This window comes from Diaphorobacter sp. HDW4B (assembly GCF_011305535.1).
In the GTDB taxonomy this organism is placed as follows: Bacteria; Pseudomonadota; Gammaproteobacteria; order Burkholderiales; family Burkholderiaceae_C; genus Diaphorobacter_A.
This window is the reverse complement of record NZ_CP049905.1, coordinates 4,854,507-4,877,458: the sequence shown is the minus strand read 5'-3', so window position 1 is coordinate 4,877,458 and position 22,952 is coordinate 4,854,507. Positions and strand designations below refer to the sequence as shown.

The 22,952-nt window shown below is 62.3% G+C and carries 19 protein-coding genes; 11 read left to right on the top strand and 8 right to left on the bottom strand.

Annotation, left to right across the window (positions count from 1 at the left end):
• Positions 1 to 8: 8 nt before the first annotated feature.
• Genes lpdA through aceE form a run of 3 tightly spaced genes read right to left on the bottom strand, consistent with a single transcriptional unit; the run spans position 9 to position 6,248 of the window.
• Positions 9 to 1,871 carry a dihydrolipoyl dehydrogenase gene (lpdA, locus tag G7048_RS22290; protein ID WP_166070236.1) on the bottom strand — a complete coding sequence of 621 codons (1,863 nt, stop codon included), beginning with the start codon at positions 1,869 to 1,871 and terminating at the stop codon, positions 9 to 11.
• Positions 1,872 to 1,889: 18 nt separating this feature from the next.
• Positions 1,890 to 3,530: a dihydrolipoyllysine-residue acetyltransferase gene (gene aceF, locus G7048_RS22285; protein WP_166070235.1), complete on the bottom strand. Its 1,641-nt coding sequence runs from the start codon at positions 3,528 to 3,530 to the stop codon at positions 1,890 to 1,892.
• Between the two features lie 21 nt (positions 3,531 to 3,551).
• Entirely contained in the window at positions 3,552 to 6,248 is a 2,697-nt protein-coding gene (gene aceE / locus G7048_RS22280) for a pyruvate dehydrogenase (acetyl-transferring), homodimeric type (RefSeq protein ID WP_166070233.1), read from the bottom strand.
• Positions 6,249 to 6,423: 175 nt separating this feature from the next.
• Between aceE and G7048_RS22275 the strand changes: the two genes are divergently transcribed.
• The 5 genes from G7048_RS22275 (at position 6,424) to G7048_RS22255 (ending at position 13,467) form a co-directional block, all read left to right on the top strand.
• On the top strand, positions 6,424 to 8,970 hold the full coding sequence (locus G7048_RS22275) for a PAS domain S-box protein (RefSeq protein WP_166070232.1): 2,547 nt from the start codon (positions 6,424 to 6,426) through the stop codon (positions 8,968 to 8,970).
• A complete protein-coding gene (locus G7048_RS22270; RefSeq protein ID WP_166070231.1) occupies positions 8,967 to 9,590 on the top strand; it encodes a response regulator transcription factor in 624 nt (207 codons plus the stop codon). The genes G7048_RS22275 and G7048_RS22270 overlap by 4 nt, the downstream gene beginning before the upstream one ends.
• Before the next feature lie 112 nt (positions 9,591 to 9,702).
• A complete protein-coding gene (gene folD / locus G7048_RS22265) occupies positions 9,703 to 10,560 on the top strand; it encodes a bifunctional methylenetetrahydrofolate dehydrogenase/methenyltetrahydrofolate cyclohydrolase FolD (protein WP_166070230.1) in 858 nt (285 codons plus the stop codon).
• Between the two features lie 77 nt (positions 10,561 to 10,637).
• Positions 10,638 to 12,686, top strand: coding sequence for a M3 family metallopeptidase (locus G7048_RS22260; RefSeq protein WP_166070229.1), 2,049 nt, complete (start codon positions 10,638 to 10,640; stop codon positions 12,684 to 12,686).
• A gap of 100 nt (positions 12,687 to 12,786) precedes the next feature.
• Positions 12,787 to 13,467 (top strand): glutaredoxin family protein, encoded by a 681-nt coding sequence (locus G7048_RS22255; RefSeq protein ID WP_166070228.1) that lies wholly within the window; start codon positions 12,787 to 12,789, stop codon positions 13,465 to 13,467.
• A gap of 74 nt (positions 13,468 to 13,541) precedes the next feature.
• Here the strand turns inward: G7048_RS22255 and rpiA are convergent, their stop codons facing one another.
• Entirely contained in the window at positions 13,542 to 14,234 is a 693-nt protein-coding gene (gene rpiA, locus G7048_RS22250; RefSeq protein WP_166070227.1) for a ribose-5-phosphate isomerase RpiA, read from the bottom strand.
• Positions 14,235 to 14,269: 35 nt separating this feature from the next.
• Between rpiA and G7048_RS22245 the strand changes: the two genes are divergently transcribed.
• On the top strand, positions 14,270 to 15,319 hold the full coding sequence (locus G7048_RS22245) for a quinone-dependent dihydroorotate dehydrogenase (protein WP_166070226.1): 1,050 nt from the start codon (positions 14,270 to 14,272) through the stop codon (positions 15,317 to 15,319).
• A gap of 90 nt (positions 15,320 to 15,409) precedes the next feature.
• On the opposite strand, the gene G7048_RS22240 is transcribed toward G7048_RS22245, so the two are convergent.
• The 4 genes from G7048_RS22240 to G7048_RS22225 form a co-directional block, all read right to left on the bottom strand.
• Positions 15,410 to 15,778, bottom strand: a complete 369-nt coding sequence (locus tag G7048_RS22240; RefSeq protein ID WP_240933076.1) for a hypothetical protein — start codon at positions 15,776 to 15,778, stop codon at positions 15,410 to 15,412.
• Positions 15,778 to 16,173 (bottom strand): phage holin family protein, encoded by a 396-nt coding sequence (locus G7048_RS22235; protein ID WP_166070225.1) that lies wholly within the window; start codon positions 16,171 to 16,173, stop codon positions 15,778 to 15,780. Before G7048_RS22235 ends, G7048_RS22240 begins: the two co-directional genes overlap by 1 nt.
• 112 nt (positions 16,174 to 16,285) lie before the next feature.
• Positions 16,286 to 16,594 (bottom strand): YqjD family protein, encoded by a 309-nt coding sequence (locus G7048_RS22230; protein ID WP_166070224.1) that lies wholly within the window; start codon positions 16,592 to 16,594, stop codon positions 16,286 to 16,288.
• A 164-nt stretch (positions 16,595 to 16,758) separates the two neighbouring features.
• Complete coding sequence (locus G7048_RS22225; RefSeq protein WP_166070223.1) at positions 16,759 to 17,862, bottom strand: NAD(P)/FAD-dependent oxidoreductase; 1,104 nt, start codon at positions 17,860 to 17,862, stop codon at positions 16,759 to 16,761.
• Between the two features lie 174 nt (positions 17,863 to 18,036).
• On the opposite strand from G7048_RS22225, the gene G7048_RS22220 reads away from it, so the two are divergent.
• From G7048_RS22220 to G7048_RS22200, 5 genes are all read left to right on the top strand, one after another.
• A complete protein-coding gene (locus G7048_RS22220; protein WP_166070222.1) occupies positions 18,037 to 18,954 on the top strand; it encodes an SDR family NAD(P)-dependent oxidoreductase in 918 nt (305 codons plus the stop codon).
• A gap of 19 nt (positions 18,955 to 18,973) precedes the next feature.
• Positions 18,974 to 19,867, top strand: coding sequence for a MaoC/PaaZ C-terminal domain-containing protein (locus G7048_RS22215; protein WP_166070220.1), 894 nt, complete (start codon positions 18,974 to 18,976; stop codon positions 19,865 to 19,867).
• Positions 19,868 to 19,913: 46 nt separating this feature from the next.
• The gene (locus G7048_RS22210; RefSeq protein ID WP_371747584.1) at positions 19,914 to 20,735 is read left to right on the top strand and encodes an enoyl-CoA hydratase/isomerase family protein; all 822 of its coding nucleotides are present in this window, start codon (positions 19,914 to 19,916) and stop codon (positions 20,733 to 20,735) included.
• 154 nt (positions 20,736 to 20,889) lie between these two features.
• On the top strand, positions 20,890 to 21,870 hold the full coding sequence (locus tag G7048_RS22205; RefSeq protein ID WP_166071124.1) for a tripartite tricarboxylate transporter substrate binding protein: 981 nt from the start codon (positions 20,890 to 20,892) through the stop codon (positions 21,868 to 21,870).
• Positions 21,871 to 21,887: 17 nt separating this feature from the next.
• Positions 21,888 to 22,874 carry a tripartite tricarboxylate transporter substrate binding protein gene (locus tag G7048_RS22200; protein WP_166070219.1) on the top strand — a complete coding sequence of 329 codons (987 nt, stop codon included), beginning with the start codon at positions 21,888 to 21,890 and terminating at the stop codon, positions 22,872 to 22,874.
• The last annotated feature ends 78 nt before the right edge of the window (positions 22,875 to 22,952 follow it).

Genomic DNA, 22,952 nt, shown 5'->3' with positions numbered 1-22,952 from the left:
CCAAAGCCTTACTTGCGCGCAGGCGGCACGTCCGTGCAGGAGCCATGCGCCACTTCCGCAGCCATGCCAATCGATTCGCCCAACGTTGGATGCGGGTGAATCGTCTTGCCGATATCCACGGTATCCGCGCCCATTTCAATCGCCAGCGCGATCTCGCCGATCATGTCGCCCGCATGCGTGCCGACCATGCCGCCGCCCAGGATGCGGCCGTGGCCGCGGGCTTCTGGGGAGTCGTCGAACAGCAGCTTGGTGAAGCCTTCGTCACGGCCATTGGCGATGGCGCGGCCGGAGGCTGCCCACGGGAACATGCCCTTCTTGACCTTGATGCCTTGGGCCTTGGCTTGGTCTTCAGTGAGACCTACCCACGCCACTTCGGGATCGGTGTAAGCCACGCTGGGGATCACGCGGGCGTTGAAGGCGCTGGCCTTGAGTTCCGCATTGTTTTGCAGTTCACCGGCGATGACTTCGGCGGCCACATGCGCTTCGTGCACGGCCTTGTGGGCCAGCATCGGTTGGCCGACGACGTCGCCAATCGCGAAGATGTGCGGCACGTTGGTGCGCATCTGGATATCAACGTTGATGAAGCCGCGATCCGTCACCGAAACGCCTGCTTTCTCCGCGCCGATCTTCTTGCCATTGGGCGTGCGGCCCACGGCTTGCAGGACCAGGTCGTAGGTCTGCGGCGCGGGCACGGTGACGCCCTCTTTCGCGGGCTCGAACGTGACCTTGATGCCTTCGGGCGTTGCTTCGGCCGCCACGGTCTTGGTGTTGACCATGATGTTGTCGAAGCGCGGCGCGTTCATCTTCTGCCAGACCTTCACGAGGTCGCGGTCCGCGCCCTGCATCAGGCCGTCCATCATTTCAACGACGTCAAGACGCGCGCCGAGCGTGGAATACACCGTGCCCATTTCGAGGCCGATGATGCCGCCGCCGAGGATCAGCATGCGCTTGGGTACCGCCTTCAGGTCGAGCGCGCCGGTCGAATCGACCACGCGTTCATCCTTGGGCATGAATGGCAGGTGCACGGCTTGCGAGCCTGCAGCGATGATGGCGCACTTGAATTGCACGACCTTCTTGCTGCCGGTCTTGTCCTGGCCGTCGCCCGTGGTTTCTTCGACTTCAATGTGGTTCGCGCCCACAAAGTTGCCGTAGCCACGCACGATGGTCACCTTGCGCATCTTGGCCATGCCGCCAAGGCCGGTGGTCAGCTTGCCGATGACCTTTTCCTTGTGGCCGCGCAGTTGGTCGATGTTGACCTCGGGCGCTGCGAACTTGATGCCCGCCACGTCGAGGTGCTTGACCTCATCCATCACCGCCGCCACGTGCAGCAGCGCCTTTGATGGGATGCAACCCACGTTCAGGCACACGCCGCCGAGCGTCTTGTAGCGCTCGATGATGACGACCTTCAAACCCAGATCGGCTGCGCGGAAGGCTGCGGAGTAACCACCGGGGCCACCGCCGAGCACAACCACATCGCAGTCCAGATCGACCGTGCCTGCAAAGTTGCTGGCGACGGGTGCGGGAGCTGCGGGTGTTGCTGCGGCGGGAGCAGGAGCCGCTGCAGCCGGTGCAGATGCTGGAGCCGGTGCCGCCACGCCATCGCCCTTGGGAGCGGACAGCGAAGTCGAATCCGCGCCCACTTCCATGCTGATGATCACAGAGCCTTCGGAAACGCGGTCGCCGATCTTGACCTTCATTTCCTTGATCACGCCAGCGTGGCTCGATGGGATCTCCATCGAGGCCTTGTCGCTTTCGACGGTCATCAGGGATTGATCGACCTCGACCTTGTCGCCAGCCTTGACCAGCAATTCGATCACACCCACGTCTGCGAAGTCGCCGATGTCGGGAACTTTGATATCAATGATTGCCATGAATCTTGCTCCCTTCGATCACAGGATGATGCGGCGGTAGTCCGCCAGCAACGCACCCAGATACGCGTTGAAGCGCGCAGCCGAAGCGCCGTCGATCACGCGGTGGTCGTACGACAGCGACAGCGGCAGCGTGAGACGCGGCACGAACTGCTTGCCGTCCCACACCGGCTTCATCTGGCCCTTGGAGAGGCCGAGAATCGCGACTTCCGGTGCGTTGATGATGGGCGTGAAGTGGGTGCCGCCGATGCCGCCCAGCGACGAGATCGAGAAGCAGCCGCCTTGCATGTCGCCCGCGCCGAGCTTGCCATCGCGCGCCTTCTTGGCGAGTTCGCCCATTTCCGTGCTGATCTGGATGATGCCCTTCTTGTCGGCATCCTTGAGCACGGGAACGACCAGGCCGTTCGGCGTGTCGGCAGCAAAGCCGATGTTGAAGTACTGCTTGTAAACCAGTGTGTCGCCATCGAGGCTGGTGTTGAACTCGGGGAACTTCTTGAGTGCAGCGACCACGGCCTTGATCACGAACGCGAGCATGGTGACCTTGACGCCGCTCTTTTCGTTTTCCTTGTTGGTGGAAACGCGGAAGGCTTCGAGGTCGGTGATGTCGGCTTCGTCGTTGTTGGTGACGTGCGGAATCATGACCCAGTTGCGCGACAGGTTGGCACCCGAGATCTTCTTGATGCGCGAGAGGTCTTTGCGCTCGACTGCGCCGAACTTGGCGAAATCGACCTTCGGCCATGGCAGCAAGTCAAGACCTGCACCGGAGCCACCCTTGGGCGCCACTGCCGCTTGTGCCTTGGTCTGCACCGCGCCTGCCATCACCTGCTTGGTGAAGGCTTGCACGTCTTCTGCAACGATGCGGCCCTTGTTGCCAGTGCCCTTGACTTCTTCCAGCGGCACGCCAAGTTCGCGGGCGAACTTGCGCACGGATGGCGATGCGTATGGCAGGCTGCCGGATGGCGGCACGGTGGGGTTGTGCGCAGGAACTGCGGCAGTTGCCGCCACTGGAGCCGCAGCAGGTGCGGACACAGGCGCTGGTGCAGCAGCAGCCGGAGCTGCGGCTGGTGCGGATGCGGCAGCACCGCCTTGCGCGCTCATCTGACCGATCACGTCGCCCACGTTCACCTTGTCGCCGACTTTCAAGGTCAGCGCGGTGATCGTGCCAGCGGCGGGCGATGGAATTTCCATCGATGCCTTGTCGGATTCCACGGTGAACAGCGATTGCTCGGCGGTGACGGTGTCGCCCACCTTCACCAGCAGCTCGATGACGGCCACGTCCTTGAAATCACCGATGTCGGGGATCTTGATGTCCATGGGGCCGGATGCAGCAGCAGGAGCCGCAGCGGCAGGCGCTGGAGCGGCTGCCACAGGCGCTGGCGCAGGTGCAGCAGCAGCCGGTGCGGGAGCCGCAGCAGCAGCTTCGCCAGCGGTTTCCAGCATCAGGACAACGGAGCCTTCCTTGACCTTGTCGCCCACGGCGACCTTGAGTTCCTTGACCACGCCAGCGTGGCTCGAAGGAATCTCCATCGATGCCTTGTCGGACTCGACGGTGATCAGCGATTGCTCGACCGTGACGGTATCGCCCGGTTTCACGAGGAGTTCGATCACGCCGACTTCTGCGAAATCGCCGATGTCCGGGACTTTAATTTCTGTCAATGCCATGTTGGTGTCTCCCTTCGGCTATCAGGCGTGCAGCGGGTTGATCTTTTCGGTCTTGATGCCGTACTTGGCAATCGCGTCGGCCAGCTTCTGGGCGGGCAGCTTGCCCTCTTCCACCAGACCGGTCAGCGCGGCCAGCACGATGTAGTGGCGATCCACTTCGAAGTGCTCGCGCAGCTTGGCGCGGAAGTCCGAGCGGCCGAAACCGTCGGTGCCCAGCACCTTGAAGACGCGGCCCTTCGGAATGAAAGGACGGATCTGGTCGGAGTAGGCCTTCATGTAGTCGGTGGACGACACGATCGGGCCGGTGCTGTTCGACAGCTCTTGCGTGACGAACGGCACCTTCGGCGTTTCCAGCGGATGCAGCATGTTCCAGCGTTCGGCTTCCTGGCCGTCGCGGGTCAGTTCGTTGTAGCTTGGGCAGCTCCAGACGTCGGCGGCAACGCCCCAGTCCTTGGCCAGCAGTTCCTGTGCGAAGAACGATTCACGCAGGATCGTGCCCGAGCCCAGCAGTTGCACGCGCAGGTCGCCAGCGCCGCCGGACTTGCACATGTACATGCCCTTGAGAATCTTCTCTTCGGTGCCGGGTGTGAGGCCTGGCATCGCGTAGTTTTCGTTCAGCAGCGACAGGTAATAGAACACGTTTTCCTGGTTCTGCACCATGCGGCGCAGGCCTTCGTGCATGATCACCGCGACTTCGTGGGCGAAGGTCGGGTCATAGCTGATGCAGTTCGGAATCGTGTTGGCCAGGATGTGGCTGTGACCGTCTTCGTGCTGCAGGCCTTCCCCGTTCAGCGTGGTGCGGCCCGAGGTGCCGCCCAGCAGGAAGCCGCGCGCTTGCAGGTCGCCCGCAGCCCATGCCAGATCGCCGATGCGCTGGAATCCGAACATCGAGTAGTAGATGTAGAACGGAATCATGATGCGGTTGCTGTGGCTGTAGCTGGTTGCCGCTGCAATCCAGCTGGCCATGCCGCCCGCTTCGTTGATGCCTTCCTGCAGGATCTGGCCCTTGGTGTCTTCCTTGTAGTACATCACCTGGTCCTTGTCGACCGGGGTGTACTGCTGACCGTGCGGGTTGTAAATGCCGATCTGACGAAACAGACCTTCCATGCCGAAGGTACGGGCTTCGTCCACCAGCACAGGCACCACGCGCGGGCCGATTTCCTTGTCACGCAGCAGTTGCGTGAGGAAACGCACATAGGCTTGCGTGGTCGAGATTTCGCGGCCTTCGGGCGTGGCTTCGAGCACGGCCTTGAAGGTGTCGAGCGGCGGCACGGTGAACTGCTCATCGGCCTTTTCGCGGCGATGCGGCAGATAGCCGCCGAGGGCCTTGCGGCGCTCGTGCAGGTACTTCATTTCCGGGGTGTCGTCGGCCGGCTTGTAGAACGGAATGTCGGCGATTTGGCTGTCCGGAATTGGAATGTTGAAGCGGTCGCGGAAGGCCTTGATGTCTTCGTCGCCGAGCTTCTTGGTCTGGTGAACGGTGTTCTTGCCTTCACCGATCTTGCCCATGCCGAAGCCCTTGACGGTCTTGACCAGCAGCACGGTGGGCTGACCCTTGTGGGTGTTGGCTGCAGCGAACGCGGCATAGACCTTCTGCGAGTCGTGACCACCACGGCGCAGATCCCAGATCTCGTCGTCGCTCATGTGCTCGACCATCTTCAGCGTGCGTGGATCGCGACCGAAGAAATGCTTGCGCACGTAGGCACCATCGTTGGCCTTGAAGGACTGGTAGTCGCCGTCGTTGCACTCCATCATGATCTTGCGCAGCGCACCGTCCTTGTCGCGCGCCAGCAGGTCGTCCCAGCCCTTGCCCCAGATGAGCTTGATCACGTTCCAGCCGGAACCACGGAATTCGCCTTCGAGTTCCTGGATGATCTTGCCGTTGCCGCGCACCGGACCGTCCAGACGCTGCAGATTGCAGTTGATCACGAACACGAGGTTGTCGAGGTTTTCGCGAGCGGCCAGACCGATGGCACCCAGCGATTCGACTTCGTCCATTTCACCGTCGCCGCAGAACACCCAGACCTTGCGGTTCTCGGTGTTGGCAATGCCGCGTGCGTGCAGGTACTTGAGGAAGCGCGCCTGGTAGATCGCCATCAGCGGGCCAAGGCCCATCGACACCGTGGGGAACTGCCAGAAGTTGGGCATCAGCTTGGGGTGCGGATAGCTCGACAGACCCTTGCCGTCCACTTCCTGGCGGAAGTTCAGCAGTTGTTCTTCGGAGATGCGGCCTTCGAGGTAGGCGCGGGCATAGATGCCGGGGGAAACGTGGCCTTGAATGAACAGGCAGTCACCGCCGTGGTTTTCATCTTCGGCGTGCCAGAAATGGTTGAAGCCCGCACCGAACATGTTGGCCAGCGAGGCGAAAGAACCAATGTGGCCGCCCAGATCGCCACCTTCGGGTGGATGAATGCGGTTGGCCTTGACCACCATCGCCATGGCGTTCCAGCGCATGTAGGCGCGCAGACGGCCTTCGATGATCAGGTTGCCGGGACACTTGGCTTCCTGGTCGGTTTCAATGGTGTTCACGTAGCCGGTGTTGGCGGAGAACGGCATGTCGATGCTGCTCTCTCGTGCGTGTTCCAGCAGTTCTTCGATCAGCTGGTGCGCGTAGTCGGCGCCCTCGCGATCGATCACGGCAGACAGCGCATCCATCCACTCACGTGTTTCTTGTGGGTCGATCGCCTTGCCAGACTTGTTCTGTGTTGCATCCGTCATGCCATGCCTCCTTGGTGGAAATAGCTCATTAAAACCGTAAATTTGCACGGAGTTTCGCACAGTTTTGGCGAAATTTCGAATGGTGCCATGACTTTTTATATTATGAAATTTTGCTGCAATCGCACATTTTTTCTTGCTATGAAATCTCCCTCGAAGCTCCTTTAAACTCTCGTCCATGACAGCCTCAGACAATGCGGGTAAACCACCAGCAGAAACTTTGAAAACCCCAGTGCGTTGGTGGCGTACTTGGTGGCGCAGCCTTTCGCCCACGCGACAGGACCGTTTTGCCGCTCTGGCGCCTCTGGCGGCTGTGCTGATGTTTCTTGCCGCCATCGTGGCTTCTTTCTGGTATTTGCGCAGCGAGGAAATCGAGCGCGAGAAAGAGGCGCTCAAGCGCGATGTGGAATATGCGCAACAGCGCGTGCGTCTGCGCCTGCTGGAGCGTCAGGAACAGGTCATGCGCATCGCGCGCGATCTGTCCAATCAGGATCTGGACCGTGCCGAATTCGATCGCCGCGCCGAAGCCCTGATCAGTCAATATCCTGAACTGCAGGCCGTCACCTGGATCGACGAGCGCTTGCGCATTCGTGCAAGCCATGCTGCTCCAACGCTCTCGAGCAGCCAATTGCGCGTGGTGGGCGAGACCATCAAGCGCGGCGAAGCGGCCGACACCTTCACGCTGGCGCGCGACATGCAGCAGCCGGTGTATTCGCAGCCCGTGGGCACCAAGGGCGATGTGCCGCCGCTGCTGCAGTTGCAGGTGCCACTGGCCTCGCAAGGCAAGTTCGCGGGCGTGGTATTGAGCGAATACTCCATCGACAACCTGCTGCGCTACGGCACGCCGACCGAGGTGCTGGCGCGCTACGCCGTCACGCTGCTCGACAGCAACGGGCAGATCCTCGCGGGCACGCCGCTGGAGCCGCGTCGCAAGGCGCTGATCACGCGCGAAGTGCGCGCCAACGAATACGAGGTGCCGGTATCGCCCGTGGGCAACGGCCTGATGCTGCGTGCGCAGGCCTATCGCACCTCGCTGGGCGTGATCGGCAGCGGGTTGTTCTGGCTGGTGGGCGCGCTGTCGGTGATGACCGGCTGGCTGCTGATCGCCACCTGGCGGCACACGCGCCGACGCCTGCAGGCACAGCAGGCGCTGGTGGCTGAAACCAACTTCCGCCGCGCGATGGAAAACTCCATGCTCACCGGCATGCGCGCTGTGGACATGCAGGGCCGCATCACCTACGTGAATGCCGCGTTCTGCCAGATGACCGGCTGGAGCGAACAGGACCTTGTCGGCCAGATGCCGCCCTATTCCTACTGGCCCGACACGGACCATGAAACCTTCCAGTCCAAGACCAACGACGAGTTGTCCGGCAAGGGCGTTCCGGGCGGCTTTCAGGCGCGTGTGAAGCGCAAGAGCGGTTCGCTGTTCGATGCGCGTCTGTACGTGTCGCCGCTCGTCGATGCCAAGGGCAAGCAGACCGGCTGGATGACGTCGATGACCGACATCACCGAGCCCAATCGCGTTCGCGAGCAACTCACCGCATCGCACGAACGCTTCACCGTGGTGCTGGAATCGCTCGATGCGTCGGTGTCGGTTGCGCCGCTGGGCAGCGCCGAACTGCTGTTCGCCAACCGCCTGTATCGCCAATGGTTCGGCTCGCAGACCGACGGCCATCTGGAACTGGTTGCACAGGCTGGCGTGCTGCCCGCCCGAGAGCCCACCAGCGTCGACGACGAGGACGGGCTCATGGGCCTGCCGACCGACACGCTGACCACGGCGCGCTCGGAAAATGCCGAAATCTACCGACCCGAACTCGGCAAGTGGCTGGAAGTGCGTTCGCGCTACCTCAACTGGGTGGACGGCCGCCTCGCGCAGATGGTGATTGCCACCGACATCACGCCGCGCCGTCTGGCCGAAGAGCAATCAGCCCGTCAGGCCGAGCGCGCGCAATCGGTGAGCCGATTGATCACCATGGGCGAGATGGCGTCGAGCGTGGCGCACGAGCTCAACCAGCCGCTCGCGGCCATCAGCAATTACTGCAGCGGCATGGTCTCGCGCATCGAGAACAAGCAGATCAGCGAGGAGATGCTGATTTCCGTGCTGCAGAAAACCGCACATCAGGCCCAACGCGCGGGCCAGATCATCCAGCGCATTCGCCAGTTCGTGAAGAAAAGTGAGCCCAATCGGTCGCTTGCCGATGTACACAACATCGTGAACGAAGCGGTCGAACTGGCCGACATCGAGCTGCGCCGCAATCACGTGCGTCTCACGCACTATGTGGCCGCGCGTCTGCCCAAGGTGATGGCCGACACGATCCTGATCGAGCAGGTGCTGATCAACCTGATGAAGAACGGCGCGGAATCCATCAACATGGCTGACCGTCCAACCGCACGCCGCAGCGTGGAATTGCGCGTGGTGCCGCGCCAGGTGGACGGGCAAAATGTCGTCGAATTCTCTGTGCAAGACACTGGCAAGGGCCTCGCGCCCGAGGTGCTGGCCCATTTGTTCGAGGCGTTTTTCTCGACCAAGCAAGAAGGCATGGGCATCGGCCTGAATCTGTGTCGCAGCATTGTTGAGTCTCATCACGGACGAATGCATGCCGAGAACATCTACAATGGAACAGAAGTGACCGGATGCCGGTTCTCTTTCTGGTTGCCGCTGACGACAACAGCGACTGCCACTACTGAATCTGTAGCAACGCCAAAGCCAAGGACTATCGAATGAGTTTGATCCCGAAAAAAGGCACGATCTACGTCGTTGATGACGACGAAGCGGTACGTGATTCCCTGCAATGGTTGCTGGAGGGCAAAGACTACCGCGTACGTTGCTTTGATTCGGCTGAATCATTTCTGGCGCGTTACGACCCCCGCGAAGTCGCCTGTCTGATCGTGGACATCCGCATGGGCGGCATGACGGGCCTTGAGCTGCAGGACCGCCTGATCGAGCGCAATTCGCCGCTGCCCATCGTGTTCATCACCGGCCACGGCGACGTGCCCATGGCCGTGAACACCATGAAGAAAGGCGCGCTGGACTTCATCCAGAAGCCATTCAACGAAGACGAACTGGTGCCGCTGGTCGAACGCATGCTCGACCACGCACGCGAAGCCTTCACCGGCCACCAGCAAGCCGCCAGCCGCGACGCCCTGCTCTCCAAGCTCACCGGCCGCGAATCGCAGGTGCTCGAGCGCATCGTTGCCGGTCGCCTGAACAAGCAGATCGCCGACGATCTCGGCATCAGCATCAAGACCGTGGAGGCGCACCGCGCCAACATCATGGAAAAGCTCAACGCCAACACCGTGGCCGACCTGCTCAAGATTGCACTTGGCCCCACGGCAAAGGCCTGACCCCCAAGGGACAAAGCCCCGCAAAGTACCAAGAGCTGCCCGCGACCTGAAAATCGCGGCAGCTTTTTTCTTTTTCACCTTCCGTTTTCGTTTCTTTCAAGTTCCCCGCACCATGACAGCCCAAATCATCGATGGCAAGGCCCTCTCCGCCCAACTCCGCACCGAAGTCGCAGCACGCGCAGCAGCGCTCAAGGCGAAAACCGGCGTCACACCCGGTCTGGCGGTGATCCTCGTCGGTGACAACCAGGCGTCGCAGGTTTATGTGCGCAACAAGGTCAAGGCTTGCGAGGAAGCCGGTTTCCACTCCGTGCTCGAAAAGTACGAAGCCACGATGACCGAAGCCGAGTTGCTGGCCCGCGTCGAAGCGCTCAACAACGACCCGAGCATCCACGGCATCCTCGTGCAACTGCCGCTGCCCAAGCACATCGACGATCACAAGGTCATCGAAACCATCTCGCCCGCCAAGGACGTGGACGGCTTCCATGTGGCCAGCGCCGGTGCGCTGATGGTCGGGGAAGTCGGCTTCAAGGCCTGCACGCCCTACGGCTGCATGAAGATGCTCGAATCCATCGGCATGAAGGACCTGCGCGGCAAGCACGCCGTGGTGATCGGCCGCTCCAACATCGTCGGCAAGCCCATGGCCATGATGCTGCTGGCCGCCAACGCCACGGTCACCATCACCCACAGCGGCACGGCCGATCTGGGCGCGATGACCCGTCAGGCCGACGTGGTCGTGGCAGCCGTCGGCAAGCGCAACGTGCTGACCGCCGACATGGTCAAGCCCGGTGCCGTGGTGATCGACGTGGGCATGAACCGCGACGACGCCGGCAAGCTCTGCGGCGATGTGGACTTCGACGGCGTGAAGGAAGTGGCCGGCTGGATTACCCCCGTGCCCGGTGGTGTCGGCCCCATGACCATTACGATGCTCCTCGTGAACACCATGGAATCCGCCGAGCGTTCGGCTGGCTGATTCCGGGTTGAAAAATCGCTGCCGGAAAGCCCTCGGCAGCGCTTGAATTCTGGCGTTTTGGCGATACCTATTCCAACATGAGCAGCAATCCACTTCTTGAGAACTACAACCTCCCTCCGTTCGACCGCATTCAGCCGTCCGACGTGGGGCCCGCCATCGACACGCTGATCACCCGCGCCAACGAGGCGCTGGAGACCGTCACCAAGCCGGACTTCCCCGCTGCCTGGAACGACATCTCGGCGGTGCTGGATGTGGCGACCGAGAAGCTGGGCACGGCCTGGGGGGCGATCAGCCACCTCAACAGCGTGGCCGACACGCCGGAGTTGCGCGCCGCCTACAACGAGGCGCTGCCCAAGGTGACGGAGTTCTGGACCCGTCTGGGTGCCGACGAACGCCTTTACGCCAAGTACAAGGCCATCGCCCCCGCCTCGCTCAACAAGGAACAACGCGCCGCGTGGGATCACGCCATGCGCGGCTTTGTGCTCTCGGGTGCGGAACTGCAAGGTGCGGCCAAGGAACGTTTTGCCAAGATTCAGGAACGTCAGGCCGAGTTGAGCCAGAAGTTCAGCGAAAACGCACTCGACGCGACCGACGCCTTTGCCTACTACGCCCAGATCGACGAGCTGGATGGCGTGCCCGCAGACATTCAGCAAGCTGCCCGTGCCGCCGCCGAAGCCGATGGCAAGACCGGCTACAAGCTCACGCTCAAGCTGCCCAGCTACCTGCCGGTGATGCAGTTCGCCCAGAGCAGTGCGCTGCGCGAGAAGCTCTATCACGCCTACGTGACGCGCGCCTCCGACCAGGCCGAGGGCGACGCCAAGAAGTTCGACAACACTGCCAACATGCAGGAAATTCTTGCCCTGCGCAAGGAAGAGGCAGAGCTGCTCGGCTACCAGAATTTCGGCGAAGTCTCCGTCGTGCCCAAGATGGCGAACTCGCCCAAGCAGGTCATCGATTTTCTGCGCGATCTGGCCCACCGTGCCAAGCCCTACGGCGAAAAGGACGTGGCCGATCTGCGCACGTTTGCGAAGAACGATCTGGGTCTCGCCGATCCTCAGCCATGGGACTGGCCTTTCATCTCCGAAAAGCTCAAGGAGGCACGCTACTCCTTCAGCGAGCAGGAAGTGAAGCAGTATTTCCCGGCACCCAAGGTGCTCGCGGGTTTGTTCAAGATCGTCGAGACGCTGTTCGAAGTCTCGATTCACAAGGATTCCGCGCCCGTGTGGAACCCCGCCGTAGAGTTCTACCGCATCGAACGCCAGACGCCGCAAGGCGCGGTGCTGGTCGGCCAGTTCTACCTCGACCAACCCGCTCGCAAGGGCAAGCGCGGCGGTGCATGGATGGACGATGTGCGCACCCGCTGGCTGCGCCCCGACACCCACCAACTGCAGACGCCGATCGCGCATCTGGTCTGCAACTTCGCGGCAGGCGTGGAAGGCAAGCCCGCGTTGCTCACGCATGACGACGTGATCACCCTCTTCCACGAAACCGGCCACGGCCTGCACCACATGCTCACGCAGGTGAACGAGCGCGACGTCTCGGGCATTTCCGGCGTGGAGTGGGATGCAGTCGAACTGCCAAGCCAGTTCATGGAAAACTTCTGCTGGGAATGGGATGTGCTCAAGCACATGACCGCCCATGTCGATACCGGCGAGGCCCTGCCCCGCGCGCTCTACGACAAGATGATCGCCGCCAAGAACTTCCAGTCCGGCATGCAGACACTGCGCCAGATCGAGTTCTCGCTGTTCGACATGCTGCTGCACACCGAGCACGATCCCAAGGAACCGGTCATGCCCGTGCTGCAGAAGGTGCGCTCCGAAGTGGCCGTGCTGCCCTCGCCCATCTACAACCGCATGTCGCACACCTTCAGCCATATCTTTGCGGGTGGGTACGCGGCGGGCTACTACAGCTACAAGTGGGCCGAGGTGCTGTCCGCCGACGCCTATGCCGCATTCGAGGAAACGGTGCTGCCCGACGGCTCGCCCAACCCCGAAACGGGCCGCAAATACCGCGAAACCATTCTCGAAGCCGGGGGCTCGCGCCCTGCCATGGAATCGTTCAAGGCCTTCCGTGGCCGCGAACCGCAGCTCGATGCGCTGCTGCGCCACCAGGGCATGGCCAACTGATCCGCATCGAAAATTGAAACGCGGCTTTTTTCGTGTCAAGATCGCAACTCGCTGATCTTCGGATCGGCGAGTTCGCATTTTCAAGACAAAGAGGGATGAAATGAGCCGAGTCGGAACGTTCTCTGTGATGGCCGCTGCTGCCTTGTTGGGCGCTGCGGCGTTTGTGCCGATGGAGCAGGCCAAGGCCCAGCAGATCTATCGCAGCGTGGGACCGGACGGCAAGGTGACGTTTTCGGACCAGCCGCCTGCCAATGATGCGAAGACCACTGTGAAGCGTAAGGGGGCGTCTTCCGGCGAATATGCCGATACCCCCAGCACATCCGGCCCATCCCTGCCCTATGCTCTGCAGCAGTCCGTCAACAAGTTCCCCGTCACGATCTACACGGGCAAGGACTGCGCTCCTTGTGACGAAGCGCGTGACTTGTTGATCAAGCGCGGCGTGCCCTTCACCGAGCGCACACTGTCGAACAACGAAAGCATCGACGCCCTCAAGGCAATGAACAAGGGCAACAGCAACATCCCCTTCGGCACCATTGGTGGCCAGCAGTTGAATGGATTCTCGGACCCGCTCTGGACGCAATATCTGGATGCCGCGGGCTATCCCAAGAATTCGCAACTACCGCCCGGTTACCGTCGCCCAGCGCCCACGCCCCTTGCCGCAACCAAGGAAGTCCAGCAGGCACCCGCGACACAGGCCAGCCCTGCCGCCCGCCCAGCGCCAGCCGACCCGACCACTCCATCCGGCCCTACGCCCACGAATCCAACCGGCCTCGTCTTCTAAAAAATACAGGCACAAAACAAAGCGGCTCGCCCTACAAGGACGAGCCGCTTTGCATTGAGCAGTCTGACGAAAAATCAGAACGTCATCGTGCGCACGCCCGACGCGGTGCCCAGCAGGCACACGCTGGCCTTCTGGTGCGCGAACACACCTACGGTGATCACACCGGGCCACTGGTTCACGGTGCTTTCGAATGCCAGCGGATCGGCAATCTTCAGACCGCGCACGTCGATGATGTGCTGACCGTTGTCGGTCACCAGCGGCTTGCCGTCCTTCTGGCGGATGCTGGCTTCGCCGCCCATGGCCACGAAGCGGCGCTGGATCTGCGCAGCAGCCATCGGAATCACTTCCACCGGCAGCGGGAACTGGCCGAGCACGTCGACCAGCTTGGACTCATCCGCGATACAGACAAACTGCTTGGCGAGCGCGGCCACGATCTTTTCACGTGTCAGCGCGGCACCGCCGCCCTTGACCATGTAACCCTTGCCGTCGATCTCGTCGGCACCGTCGATGTAGACGGCCAAGGATTCGACTTCGTTGGCATCGAAAACCGGAATGCCGAGGGCCTGCAGGCGCTCGGTACTGGCGACCGAGCTGGAAACCGCACCGCGAATCTGGTCTTTCATCGTGGCGAGTGCATCGATGAACTTGTTGACCGTGGAGCCCGTGCCCACGCCCACGATCTCGCCCTTCACGACGTATTGCAATGCGGCCTGGCCGACCAAAGTCTTGAGTTGATCCTGAGAAAGTGAGTTGGTTGTTGTCGTCATGGGCGAAAATCCGAGTTGAACCTCGAATTATCCCAATGTCTTTACTACCCTACGCTTTCGCTCGCCCAATTCTCTTCAACATGGACCCGGAAAAGGCCCATGAATTCACCATGGACATGCTGGCCAAGGGCCAGCGCACGCCTCTGTCCTGGGCCTGGTGCAACCAGATGGTGAGCGATCCCATTGAACTCGCAGGGTTGAAATTCCCGAATCGCGTGGGCATGGCCGCCGGGTTGGACAAGAACGCTCGCGTGATCGACGGCCTCGCCGCCATGGGTTTCGGGTTTGTCGAAGTGGGCACCGTCACGCCCAAGGGCCAGCCGGGCAACCCCAAGCCGCGCATGTTCCGTCTGCCCGAGGCCAACGCGCTGATCAACCGTCTGGGCTTCAACAACGAAGGTCTGGAAGCCTTCATCCAGAACGTCAAGCGCTCGCAGACCCGCGCGCAGGGCAAGCCCATGCTGCTGGGCCTGAACATCGGCAAGAACGCCGCCACGCCCATCGAGAACGCGACCAGCGACTACCTGATCTGCCTCGAAGGCGTATATCCGCATGCCGACTACGTGACGGTCAACATCAGCTCGCCCAACACCAAGAACCTGCGTGAACTGCAAAGCGACGAAGCGCTGGACGGCCTGCTCTCCGCGATTGCCGAGCGCCGCGAAAAGCTGGCTGCGCAGCACGGTCGCCGCGTGCCGATCTTCGTGAAGATCGCACCCGATCTGGACGAATCGCAAGTCCGCCTGATCGCCGCCACGTTGCAGCGCCAAGGCATGGACGGCGTGATCGCCACCAACACCACCATCAGCCGCGAAGCCGTCAAGGGCATGCAGCACAGCGAAGAAACCGGCGGCCTGAGCGGCGCACCCGTGCTCGAAGCCAGCAACCGCGTGATCTCGCAACTGCGTGCGCAACTGGGCAGCAACTACCCGATCATCGGCGTGGGCGGCATCATGAGCGCGCAAGACGCCGTGAGCAAGATCCGCGCGGGCGCGGACGTGGTGCAGATCTACACCGGCCTGATCTACAAAGGCCCGGAATTGGTCGGCCAGGCCGCTCAGGCGATCAAGAACATGAAGCGCTGATTGGGCGCACTGCGCACCCACCAAAAAGCCCATCGCGCGCAACGCCGATGGGCTTTTGTATGTTGAACAGGTTCTTGGAAAGCTGAGGAGTTACTTGCCGCTGCGCATCTTCATCACGATGGGCAGAATGACTCCACCGATACGCATCAGTCGCGCAGGTCCGGCAAACAGCGCTGCGCCCACGGCTGCGGCTGCCACCACGGGATGCAACTTGGCAAACGCCAGCAGTCTGGCGGGCAGTGGAGCGTCGGCATCGACACGATCCGCATTGCTCGCTCGCAGGGCACGCGCCTGCTGCATCGCGAGTTGGCGCGCGTGGATGCGGTCGCGCTGAGCGTCGATGCGCTTGAGCACCGCCAATTGCGCCGGAGAGGCCATCGACGCAGTGATTTCGCGCTCGACCGCCGAGGTGGCTGAACGTGCAGCGTGGGTGTTGAGGGGTGGCTTGGTGTTGCTCATCACAGGCGATCCTTGACTTGTTGCCAGTCCTGCGCCAGCACGCGCCGGGTCAGCGCAAAGCCATTGCCTGCACGCTTGGCGATGTTCACCAGCGCAAACAACACGACTACCCACAACAGCCCCCAGCCACCGGCCAGCAGCCAGCCGACGGTTTCACGCTTGGGAGTGTCCCAGTAAGAAACAAGAATGGCGATCGACAGCATGATGAGCGCGATCACGGTGAGTCCACCGATCAGAATGCCCAAAATCACCAGCATCACCAGACGGCGTTTCTGGTCGGCCCATTCCATGCCGGCCAGTTCCATCCGATCTTCGACCGCAATGGCTCCCTCGATCACGTTGGCGCGCCAACGTGCGAACAACCCCTCCAGCCCGAGCAATGCAATCAGATTCATGCCTTTGCTTGCCTCTCTCCAGTGGTCATGTGATCTGCATCGAAGCGGCCCATTCAATGCATTTGTGGGCCGCTGCGACGCAGTGATTCAAACGTTGATAGTTGCCGATGAATCAGCGGCGGGCCAACAGAAAGCCCACCAGCGCACCCACGGCCAGCGCGGCGCTGGCAACGCGCCAAGGCTCGTCGTGCGCGTAGTTGTTGGCAACGCGTGCAGCTTCCTTGGCTTGGTAAGCGGCTTCCTGCGCAGCGCGCACGGCGGAGTCACGCACGTTGTTCATGCTGTCGTCCAGACGACGACGCAGTTGGCGGATTTCAGGAACGCTGTCCAGATCCTTGCTGGCAAGCAGACCACGCAGGTCACCCACGAGTTTTTCCAGATCTTCTTGTGCGCCGGCGATTTTTTCGGATGCGGAACTCATATTCAAAGCCTCTTCTTGATGGTTGACGATTGGATCAAAGATAAACGCAAGCCTTGGTTGACCTTGTAGGCCCAGACCACATCTTAGCCCTTCGCTGCGCCTTTATGCTACTAATTCCAAAGCACGCTGCGGGGCGAGCAAGCGGCTGATCGGACGTTGTTGTGTCAAACTTTCAGAAGTTGCGCCACATGCTCGCCAATCGCCAGCGAGCTGGTCAGCCCCGGTGATTCGATGCCAAACAGGTTCACCAGCCCCGCAATGCCGTGCACCTGCGGCCCCTGGATCACGAAGTCGGCCGAGGGCTCGCCCGGTTCGCTGATCTTGGGGCGAATGCCCGCGTAACCTGCCGACAGCGAATCGTCCGGCAGCTCCGGCCAGTATTTGCGCACCTCGCCGTAGAAACCCTCGCAACGTGCGGGATCAACGACCAGTTGGTCCGGGCCATCCACCCATTCCACATCGGGGCCGAACTTGGCCTGACCGCCCAGATCGAGCGTCAAATGAACGCCCAGCCCTGCCGCTTCCGGCACGGGATAGATCAGGTGCGTGAACGGGGCCTTGCTGCCAAGCGTGAAGTAATTGCCCTTGGCGTAATACGCGGTCGGCACATGTTCTGCAGGCAGTCCGGCAAACTTGCGGGCCAGATCGGGCGCGTGCAGACCGGCAGCGTTGACGACCGTTCTGGCCAGCAGTTCCGTGCCATCCACCGCTCGCACCAGAATGCCTTCCGGCAGGCACTCTGCATTCGCCACCGGCGACTGCAAAGCCAACGCGCCGCTGTGATTTTCGACATCGCCCAGCAGCGACAGCATCAGCCCGTGGCTGTCCACAATGCCGGTGCTGGGCGACAGCAGCGCCGCCACGCAGTTCAGCGCGGGCTCCAGCGCTTTGGCCTCGTCGGCGCTCAGCAATTGCATGTCGTTCACGCCGTTGGCGGCGGCGTGTTGGGCGATGCTGGTCAGCTTGGCGCGTTGTTCTTCCGAGGTGGCGACGATCAGCTTGCCGCAGCGTCGATGCGCGATGCCACGCTCTTCGCAATAGGCGTACAGCAGTTCCTTGCCGCGCACGCAAAGCTGCGCCTTGAGCGAGCCTTGCGGGTAGTAGATGCCCGCATGAATCACCTCGCTGTTGCGCGACGAGGTTTCGGTGCCGATGGCATTGGCCGCTTCCAGCACCAGCACCTCGCGCCCCTGCAAGGCCAGCGCCCGCGCCACCGCGAGGCCGACCACGCCCGCCCCTATCACCACACAATCGACGCTCTCTGCCACGGCTTGCCTTTCACATTCTGAATCTGAGCGTGCCATTTTCGCGCACAAAGACAGCCGTTCCGCCGATCTGCTTTCAGCGGGGAAAACCCGAACCTTCCGATTTGCAAATGGCCGCGCGCGGGCTTATCGCGCATGCTTGGACTCCACATTTCAAGAGACCCAAGGAAGACAGCAATGGCACAGAAGATGATGGACGGCAAAGTGGTGGTGGTCACTGGCTCCGGCGGTGGCATCGGGCGCGACATGGCGCTGGCCTTGGCCGCCGAGGGCGCGAAGGTGGTGGTCAACGACATCGGCACTTCGACGAACGGCGAAGGCACGGACGACGGCCCCGCGCACAAGGTGGTCGCCGAGATCAAAGCCGCAGGCGGCGAGGCGGTGGCCAACACCGACAGCGTGTCGGAGGCCGCCAGCGCCGCGCGCATCATCGAATGTGCGGTCGATTCGTTCGGCAAGATCGACGGCGTGGTCAACAACGCAGGTATTCTGCGTGACCGCTTTTTCCACAAGATGAGCCTCGACGAATGGGACGCCGTGATCAAGGTACACCTCTACGGCAGCTACTACATGAGCCGCGCCGCTGCCACGCATTTCAAGGAACAGGAAAGCGGCGCGTTCGTGCACATGACCTCCACCTCCGGCCTGATCGGCAACTTCGGCCAGGCCAACTACAGCGCCGCCAAGATCGCGCTCACAGCCCTGTCCAAGAGCATTGCGCTCGACATGCAGAAGTTCAACGTGCGCTCCAACTGCATCGCACCATTCGCCTGGAGCCGCATGATCGGCTCCATCCCCACCGACACGCCCGAGCAGCAAGCGCGCGTCGCCAAGATCCAGCAGATGACGCCCAACAAGATCGCACCGCTCGCGGTCTATCTGCTGTCCGACGCAGCAAGCGACGTGAACGCGCAGGTCTTTGCCGTGCGCAACAACGAAATCTTTTTGATGAGCCAGCCACGCCCGGTGCGCGGTATTCACCGCAGCGAAGGCTGGACGCCGCAAAGCATTGCCGAGCACGGCATGCCCGCGCTCAAAGCGTCTTTCTTCGGACTAGAACGCTCGGGCGAGGTGTTCAGTTGGGACCCGATCTGAAGCGAGGAAGGTGAGCGACATGGCGATCAGCTACCCACATCTCAAGCAACGTCACTTTCTGCCCCAACGCCAGCACTACACCGAGCGCGACACCATGCTGTATGCGCTGAGCCTCGGTCTCGGCAACGATCCCGTCGATGAAAGCGCCCTGCCCTTTGTCTACGAAGGCGCGCCGGGCGGCCTGCGCGCGCTGCCGTCGCTCGCGGTGGTGCTGGGCTATCCGGGCTTCTGGGCACGCGAGTCGGATACCGGCATCGACTGGGTCAAGCTCCTTCATGGCGAGCAGCGCATGCGCATCCATCGCCCGCTGCCCGCCAGCGCCGAGGTGGTGGGCACCACGCGCGTCACGCACATCACCGACAAGGGTGCGGACAAGGGTGCGATCCTCGTATCCGAACGCGTGATCGAAACCACGCAGGGCGAGCTGCTGGCCACGGTGCAGAGCGTGTCGTTTCTGCGCGGTGATGGCGGCTACAGCCAGCAGCCGGGCGGACAGCCAAGTGACGATCCGCTGCCGCCACTGCCTGCCACGCCCGCCGACCGCGCGCCGGACTTCACCGACATCCAGATCACGCGCCCCGAATCCGCACTGCTCTATCGGTTGATGGGCGACTACAACCCGCTGCACGCCGAGCCAGCAGTCGCCCGTCAGGCCGGATTTGATCGCCCCATCCTCCACGGGCTTGCGAGCTACGGACTGGTGACGCGGGCAATTTTGCGGCAATGCTGCGCCAACGATCCCGCGCGCCTGAAGGCGCTGGACATCCGTTTCACCGCGCCGGTCTATCCGGGCGAAACGCTGGTCACCGAAATCTGGCGAGTGCCGGGGCAGCCCAACCAATTGCAATTGCGCGCGCGCATCCCCGAGCGCGACAAGGTGGTGCTGAGCCACGGTTTTGCCGAGTTGAGTTGAGTCGATTTGAACCGCGCGTCCAGACCATCCAAGGAGACAAAAAACAATGAGCACCACCATCCCGCCCATCAACCCGCCCGCCGTGCTGACCGAAGTGAAGGACGGCATAGGCCGCATCACGCTCAACCGGCCCGAGTCGCGCAACGCGCTCAATCAGGACATGCGCAAAGGCATCGCGGCAGCCATCGTGCAGATGCGCGACGACGACAGCGTCAAGGCCGTCATCATCACCGGTGCGGGCGGCTCATTCTGTTCGGGCGGCGACGTGATCCAGATGGTGCAATCGAGCGAATCGGGCCTGCCATGGCGCGAGCGCATCCGCACGCTGCACCAGTGGTTTCCGGAGCTGGTCAATCTGCAAAAGCCCGTCATCGCTGCCGTGGATGGACCGGCCTTTGGCGCGGGCTTCAGCCTGGCGCTGGCGGCCGATTTCATTCTGGCAACCCAGCGCGCCAAATTCTGCGCCGTGTTCGGGCGCATCGGTCTGGTGCCCGATCTGGGCGCGATGCAACTGCTGCCGCGCATCGTCGGCCAGCAACGCGCCAAGGAGCTGGTGTTCACCGCCCGCACCGTCGAGGCAAACGAAGCCAAGGCGCTGGGCATCGTCTACGAAATTGTCGAAGATGGCGCTGCGCTGCAAACCGAGGCGCAGGCGCTGGCGGCACGATTCCGCGATGCCTCCACGGCCGCCATCGGCATGGCCAAGACCATCATGAATCAGGCGTTCGAACTCGATGCGCGCGCCATGTCCGAACTCGAAGCCTACGCCCAGACCCTGTGCCGTGGCTCCGAATACCACCAGCAGGCGGTACAGCGCTTTCGCGACAAGCAGCCGCCGCTGTTCGACTGGGACAAGGCAGCCAAGTAAGCGAGCGCTCATCGGGGCAAACCCTCTCCAAGAGCGTGTGAACCCCGACTTCTGCAAAAGCAGATTCCCAGCGCGCGCCGGAGATCGCACCATGCGAACGCTGCAGTCCCGCAAGTGCACTCAGCCCACCTACAACAACACCGGAGAAAAGCCCATGCCATCCAGCACCCGTCGATTGGCGCTTCACACGCTCGCACTGGCCGCGCTGACCGCGTCAGCCCTGCCGACATCCGCGCAAGAAGCGCAGTCCGTGCGCCTGCTGGTGGGCTACGCCGCAGGCGGCCCCGTGGACCAGGGCGCGCGGCTGGTCGGCGCTGCCTTGTCCAAGGAACTGGGCGCAACCGTCATCGTCGAAAACAAGCCGGGCGCGAACGCCACCGTGGCTGCATCCGAAGTGGCACGCGGCAAGCCCGACGGCCTGCTGCTCTGGTTTGCCGCCAGCCCCACGGTCACCATCAGCCCGAACGTGATGAGCAAGATGCCGTTCGACCCGGCCAAGGATCTGACACCCGTGTCGCCCGTGCTCAGCTACTACAACGTGCTGGTGGTGAACAACGACCAGCCGTTCAAGACCGCGAAGGAACTGGTGGACTACGCCAAGACGCATCCCGGCACGCTGAGCTATGGCTCGGCAGGCGTGGGCGGATCGAATCACCTGGGAATGCTGCTGCTCGCCAAGCGCAGCGGTGTGGAGCTCAACCACATTCCCTACAAAGGCAACGCGCCCGCTATGACCGATGTGATCGGCGGCCAGATCAGCATGATGATGGACATCATCAGCACGGCCAGCGGTTTCATTGCGAGCAAGAAAGTGCGCGCCATCGCCGTTACCTCACCACAACGCAACGCGCTGCTGCCCGATGTACCGACCGTGGCCGAATCGGGCATCGAAGGGCTCAAGGGCTTTGACGTGGGTGGCTGGTACGGCATCTACGGCCCCAAGGGCATGTCGTCCGAGCTGACCGCCAAGCTCAACAAGGCGGTGAACGCGGCACTCAAACAGCCCGATCTGTCCAAACGCCTGAAGGAACTGGGCTACGACGAATGGACTGGCGAGCCCCAGAAACTGGCCGACCGCGCCACCAAGGAACGCGCGATGTGGGCCACCGTGACCCAAGGCATCGTGGTGGACTGAACGCAAGGAACCCAAGCATGCAATCACATGACCTGAACCGCCGCCAGTTGCTGGGCTGCAGCCTGCTGCCTTTGCTGGGCGCGCCCCTGGCATCGCAGGCCGCCGATGTCTGGCCGAGCAAGCCCGTGAAGTTCATCGTGCCCTTCCCGCCCGCAGGTCCGGTGGACACCACGGCCCGCACCTGCAGCCAGAAACTCGGTGAAATGTGGAGCGTGCCCACCGTCGTCGACAACCGCCCCGGCGCAGGCGGCGTGGTGGGCGCTGCCGCAGCGGCGCGTGAACCAGCGGACGGCTACAGCGTGTTCGTCGGCGCGATACACCATTCGGTCAATCACACGCTGATGGACAAGCTGCCCTACGACATCGAAAAGGACTTTGTCCCGATCACCTTCGGCGCGCTGTTTCCCGTGTTCCTGGTCGTGCATCCATCGCTGCCCGTCAACAACGTGAAGGAGCTGATCGCGCTTACCAAGTCGGGCACCACGCCGCTCAGTTTCGGCTCTGCAGGCAACGGCGGCGGCACGCATCTGGCGGGTGAACTCTTCAACATGCTGGCCGGAACCAAGCTGCAGCATGTGCCCTACAAAGGCAGCGCACCCGCGATGACCGATCTGCTTGGCGGGCAAGTGCAGATCATGTTCGCCGACGCGCCCACCGCGCTTCCGCAGATCAAGGCGAACCGCGTGAAGGTGCTGGGCGTGGCCAACCCCACGCGCTCCGCCATGCGCCCGGATGTGCCATCCATTGCCGAGTCGGGCCTGCCCGGCTACGAGGCGTATTCATGGGCCGCCTTCTTCGCCCCGGCCAAGACGCCGAAGCCGATTCAGGAAAAGCTCAACCACGATCTCAACGCCGTGATGAACGACCCCGCCGTCCGCCAGAAGCTGCTGGAAGCCGGTGCCGAGGCCGATCCCGGAACGCAAGAGCAAATGAAGAAACGCCTGCGCTCGGAAATCGACAAATGGGCCAAGGTGATCAAGGCAGCCGGAATCACCGCAAGCTGACGGGCAGAGCGACACGCCGCGTGCCCAAGTCCTGCCTGGCAAGGGTGGCATTGCAATGGGTTATAAAAGACTGATCCA